This window comes from Methylomicrobium sp. Wu6 (genome assembly GCF_035916875.1).
Classification (GTDB): domain Bacteria; phylum Pseudomonadota; class Gammaproteobacteria; order Methylococcales; family Methylomonadaceae; genus Methylomicrobium.
Window position 1 is genome coordinate 1 of record NZ_JAXUHN010000002.1, and the last position, 5,444, is coordinate 5,444.

Annotated in this window: 7 protein-coding genes; 4 read left to right on the forward strand and 3 right to left on the reverse strand. The window is 52.9% G+C overall.

What is annotated here, in order from left to right; translation table 11 throughout:
• Positions 1-130 precede the first annotated feature (130 nt).
• The 4 genes from U2W12_RS00025 to U2W12_RS00040 all read left to right on the forward strand — a co-directional run bounded on the left by U2W12_RS00025 (position 131) and on the right by U2W12_RS00040 (position 4,265).
• The gene (locus U2W12_RS00025; RefSeq protein WP_326498632.1) at positions 131-796 is read left to right on the forward strand and encodes an OmpA family protein; all 666 of its coding nucleotides are present in this window, start codon (positions 131-133) and stop codon (positions 794-796) included.
• A 46-nt stretch (positions 797-842) separates the two neighbouring features.
• Positions 843-1,130: a coiled coil domain-containing protein gene (locus U2W12_RS00030; RefSeq protein WP_326498633.1), complete on the forward strand. Its 288-nt coding sequence runs from the start codon at positions 843-845 to the stop codon at positions 1,128-1,130.
• 62 nt (positions 1,131-1,192) lie between these two features.
• Positions 1,193-3,802 (forward strand): cation-translocating P-type ATPase, encoded by a 2,610-nt coding sequence (locus U2W12_RS00035; RefSeq protein WP_326498634.1) that lies wholly within the window; start codon positions 1,193-1,195, stop codon positions 3,800-3,802.
• Between the two features lie 304 nt (positions 3,803-4,106).
• On the forward strand, positions 4,107-4,265 hold the full coding sequence (locus tag U2W12_RS00040; protein ID WP_326498635.1) for a DUF3309 family protein: 159 nt from the start codon (positions 4,107-4,109) through the stop codon (positions 4,263-4,265).
• Positions 4,266-4,343: 78 nt separating this feature from the next.
• Here U2W12_RS00040 and U2W12_RS00045 read toward each other — a convergent pair whose 3' ends face one another.
• The 3 genes from U2W12_RS00045 to U2W12_RS00055 form a co-directional block, all read right to left on the reverse strand.
• Entirely contained in the window at positions 4,344-4,544 is a 201-nt protein-coding gene (locus U2W12_RS00045; RefSeq protein WP_326498636.1) for a CsbD family protein, read from the reverse strand.
• Between the two features lie 72 nt (positions 4,545-4,616).
• On the reverse strand, positions 4,617-5,162 hold the full coding sequence (locus U2W12_RS00050) for a PRC-barrel domain-containing protein (RefSeq protein WP_326498637.1): 546 nt from the start codon (positions 5,160-5,162) through the stop codon (positions 4,617-4,619).
• Positions 5,163-5,235: 73 nt separating this feature from the next.
• On the reverse strand, positions 5,236-5,444 hold a 209-nt coding region (locus tag U2W12_RS00055), incomplete at its 5' end, for a hypothetical protein (protein ID WP_326498638.1).

A 5,444-nucleotide genomic window follows, 5' to 3' on the forward strand; every position in this document is an offset into this window, starting at 1 on the left:
AATACGAGTGGCTGCCATTCCAATCGTTTACACCTACCGAACTTGAGGAGGCTATCGATGAAATCGGCGCTGGTTTTGGCTCTCAATACCAATTTACTTTCTGCTAAGCACTTAACGCAAGGAAAAAAACATGAAAAACCTTACCACGAGGCCGTTCCGAATCATGCGACGTATCGGCGTAATGGTAGCTGCCGCAATCGTTATGGCCGGTTGCACAAGCGCCGCGCAGGAGCTGGCCCATCATGTCCACCGTGAAGCGAGAATGGCCGACACCGATACAGCTAAACATCAGACGGCCATTGCCCAGGAAACCGTTGTCCGGCAAACCGTCGTATTGGCGATTGCTGGCGCCAATACGCAACGTGACCAAGCGTGCATTGCTCGATATGAAATGCAACAGCATGAGGTGAATTCCAAGGAAGCGGGACGCGGCCAATTGATCAAATTAGACGACGTATTGTTCAACGCGAACAAGGCACAGATGGAAGCGGCAGGAATGCGCAAAGTGCAAATGCTGGCCGGATTTCTCACTAAATACCCCGAATATAAGGTGTTGGTTGAAGGTTACACCGATAGCCGGGGCAGTACCGTCCTAAATCAGGTACTTTCTGATCGGCGCGCCTATGCTGTGCGGACGGCTTTGATCGACATGGACATCAGTAGTGACCGAGTCAGGACGAGGGGATACGGCGAAAAGTTTCCGGTTGCCGATAATGACACCGCTGCCAGACGTCAATTGAATCGGCGCGTAGAAGTCATCGTCTCCGACAACTACGGCAACATCGCCCCACGCTAGGGATGAGCCATTCAACGTGAAAATACCAACCTATATTAAGAAACCTATGAAAACTAAAGAAGAATACATAGAAAAACTGGCATCGGAGTTGAAAGAGTGGAGCGCGGATATTGATCTCTTGACGGCGAAGATGGGGGAATCGGCAGGTATGGAAAAGCTTAAATACCTCGAAGACCTCAATGCGTTACATGCCATACTACTGGCAGCCGCCGAAAAGGTGCAGGAGTTGGAAAATACCGGCGGCGATGCCTGGGAAACAGCCAAAGATACAACGGATAAAATTTGGGACGATCTTCGAACCGGCTTAGCCGGCGCTGTTTTCAAATTTGAGTGAGCCGGAACGACAGCAATTTCATATCTGTTCCTTAAATCAATCCATTTTGAGAAATCAGACACATGGAAAATCCGGCAAAAGCCTATGAACCCGCTAGCGGCCTCAGTGCCGCAATGGTCTCGGAGCGTCTGAAAAAGGACGGGTACAACGAACTGCCCAGGTCCGACAAGCGCGGGTTTTGGTGCATCTTGTTCGAAGTGCTGCGCCAACCCATGTTTTCGCTACTGATAGGAGGCGGCGTCGTCTATTTTCTGATGGGGGATAGAATAGAAGCCATACTCCTGCTTTTATTCGCTTCTCTCTCGGTAACGATCACCCTTGTTCAGGAGACCCGCAGCGAAAAAGTCTTGGAAGCGCTGCGAAATCTCGCGAGTCCTCGGGCGCTGGTGATCCGGGACGGTAAGAGGATTCTGATTGCCGGTCGGGACGTGGTGCGGGACGATCTGATCGTCATTTCCGAAGGCGACCGGATTGCGGCGGATGCCACTCTGGTCTGGTCGCAAGACTTATTGCTCGATGAATCGCTGTTGACTGGCGAATCCCTGCCGGTTCGCAAATCGGCACGAGATGACTCAGCAAAGACTCAAGATCAGCGCGCCGTGCCGAAGCCGGGCGGTGAAGACTTACCCTATATTTTTGCCGGAACGCTGGTGGTGCGCGGTACCGGACATGCGCTGGTGCACGCGACCGGGATGCGCAGTGAAATGGGCAAAATCGGGCGCGCCCTGGGTTCGATCGAAACGGAACAACCGCGTTTGCAGCGCCAGATACATTCGTTTGTGCGGGTCTTCGCGATAATCGGAGTACTCGTAGGAGCGCTAACGGTCGTATTGTTTGGGCTGTTTCGCGGCTCCTGGCTTGAGGCGATGCTGGGCGGCATCGCGATCGGCATGTCCATGCTGCCTGAAGAGTTCCCACTCGTGATGGCCGTCTTCATGGCGATGGGCGCGTGGCGTATTTCGCAGGTTCGCGTACTCACCCGCCGCGCGTCAGCGATAGAGGCGCTAGGCGCCACCACGGTACTGTGCACCGACAAGACCGGTACGTTGACCGAAAATCGTATGACGGTCGTTTCCCTGCTCGATGATGAGGCGCGCTGGGTTCAAGATGAAAAAAATAAGGTTGCGGACAAACCGCGAGAAATTCTGGAAACGGCCCTATTCGCCTGTCCGCGCGAACCCACCGATCCGATGGACGCAGCCGTGCATGCGCTTTGGGAGACCCAAATCGGTTCGAGCAAGGCCGGCTTCGCCGATCGGACCTTGATTCGTGCTTATGGCCTAAGGCCGGATTTGTTCGCGGTTGCGAACCTGCTATCCATTGATGGTGATGCAAACGGCACGGCCTATGCCAAGGGCGCCCTCGAAGCCGTAGCGGAACTGTGCCAACTGTCCGCTGAACGTTTGGCCGAAATACGCGAACAGGTTGATGCACTGGCGCATGATGGCGTTCGCGTGCTGGGAGTCGCCAAGGCGACCGTCCCGAATGCAACTCAGGGGCAGCACGACCTGCCGGAAACGCCTCGCGGCTTTGAGTTTGACTATGTGGGTCTCATAGGATTTGCTGACCCCCTACGTGCCAATGTGCCGGCAGCGGTTGCCGAATGCCGTTCCGCGGGTATACGAGTGGTGATGATTACCGGAGACTATCCGGCCACGGCCCGGGCCATTGGCCTAAAGGCAGGACTCGACTCGACGGATGTGCTTGCCGGTGAAGACATCGACGCCTTGTCGGACGAGAGTCTTGCCCAGCGCATGAAATCAACATCGATATTCGCACGCATCCAACCCAATCAAAAACTGCGCATTGTCCAGAGTTTGAAAGCCAATGGCGAAATCGTCGCGATGACCGGGGATGGGGTCAACGATGCGCCGGCAATCAAGGCCGCTCACATTGGTATTGCGATGGGCGGACGCGGTACCGACGTCGCGCGCGAAGCCTCCGCGATCGTCCTGCTCGACGATGATTTCGGCTCAATCGTGACAACCATCCGCTTAGGAAGGCGCATCTACGATAATCTGCGCAAGGCGATCGAGTTTATCATCGCCGTGCATATCCCGGTAGCCGGGCTCGCGCTTCTACCGCTTTTGTTGGGCCTGCCGCTGATGCTCACGCCGATTCATATCGCCTTTCTCGAAATGGTGATCGACCCGGCGTGTTCGGTGGTGTTTGAAGCCGAAAAGGAAGAGGACGACGTGATGCAGCGCCCCCCGCGTGATCCCGAAAGCCCGCTGCTGCTGCCGAAGCGAATTTTATGGGCGGTCCTGCAAGGTTTGGTGGTTTTCGCGATCCTGGCAGGCATTTTGATCAGCGCGGCGCGCATGGGCATGCCCGAGACTGATTTGCGCGCACTGGTCTTCACGTCTCTGGTGCTGATGAATATCGGTCTGATTTTGATCAATCGCTCGTTCAAGGCGTCTCTGTTCCGGGCCTTTTTACGGCCCAACCGCTCGCTATGGATACTTCTCGCCAGTGTCATTGCGCTCCTGGCGATAGCTATCTTTTGGCGTCCGGCGCAATCGCTATTCCATTTTGGCCGATTGCACGGGGTCGATCTGGCTGTTTGCGGGGGCGCGGGTTTCTTAAGCTTACTCCTATTGGAAACGATCAAGTCACTCTGGTTTCGCGTTGGAAGCAGGGATAACAAGGCCGGATCGCCGCAGCGGACTTGATTGCGGTGATACGGCCTTATGTATGACACCGTACAGACTACGTCTGATCTTTCCGTTAGACTGAATTGCCAATCAAAAAGAGGCCGCCATGAATATCGTGATTGAAACTCTATTGGCGCGTGCGATGGGCATATTAATTTTGCCGGCGCCGAGGCTAAGTTATTTCGTAGGCGTATTTTGACCGTCTTTGGAGGGTCATACACTGAGGTCTCATGTGAATTGGCGATACACTGGACTGAAGCCACGCTGTTTGGCCATCTTGATCGGTTTACTTTCTTAATCCAATTTTAACAGGAGAACTACCATGTCACTTGGCACAATCTTACTCATCATCCTGGTTTTGATGCTCGTCGGAACAGTTCCAACCTGGCCGCATAGCCGAGGATGGGGTTATGGACCCAGCGGCGGGATCGGATTAATCCTGGTCATCTTATTGGTTCTGGTCTTATTGGGTAAAATCTGACCGTAAAATATGGAAGTGCCGCTCGTCAAGCGAGCGGCACGGTACTATCCATCCATGTTCTAGCCAGAAAATAAACGATCAATCGAGAGACTTCTCGAATTCCTTGATCCGCTTATCGGCTTCTTCTTGCGCGATCCCGTATTTTTCTTGTATCTTGCCGAGGAGCACATCACGCTTTCCGGCGATTTGGTCGAGTTCGTCATCGGTTAATTCACCCCATGCTTCCTTAACCTTACCCTTGATTTGTTTCCAATTACCTTCTATACGATTCCAGCTCATTTCTGTTCTCCTTTAGGTTAAGAATTATGCCACACCACTCCAAAGATCACTAACGCCAGTCCTAGCTTTCCGTCAACCCTTGGGGCGATATAAAGGAAATTGATTAATCTCCTCACGCAACCGTTCCCATTTATTTGATGTGTCCGGCCAGTGCTTCTTATCAAAACCGGGAGCCTTTTTTAAAGTGTCTTTATCCAGATCAAGGATGTAATACTTCTTATCACCATTCCAACTTAGAGCATCCCATGGAATGGCAAATAGTTTGTCCCCCACGCCCAAGAAACCGCCGAAAGTGACAACTCCATAAACCACTTGGCCTCTCTCCGGGTCGATCACCAAGTCCTTGATGTCGCCGAGGTTTTCTCCGTTGGGATTTTTCACCTTGGTGCCGATGATCTTGGTGGCGCGACTCACCTGCTGCATCGACTTGTTGGACTCCTCGGTACGCTCGACCGATTCCTTTTGGCGCTCCTCGTTGAGTTCATGCTTCTTTTCTTTTACCTCCTGTTGTTTCTCCTGAAGTTGCTGTTGCTTCTCCTGGACGCCACCCGCAAAGGAGGTGCCGACAAACGTCGCGCTCAAAAAAGACACGGCTGCAATGGAAATTAATTTATTCATAACTACCTCCAACTCCTTAAGAATGACCGGTATCTCGGTAAGTTTCGAGATTGATTGGGCACGCTGTGATGTTTCACAACCCCGAGCGAATGTTAATCGAAACATCAGGTACCGTCGGTACGGTATCGCACATTAGATTCTTATTCGAGACATGCCCGCCCCCCCCCAATGCCGTTAAGTTAAGAAGAAAGCTCCCTCTCCTGCTGGAGAGGGTTGGGGTGAGGAGGATCAAAAATAAGGAAAAATACTTTATTTTGATCCCCTCATCCCAGCCTTCTCCCG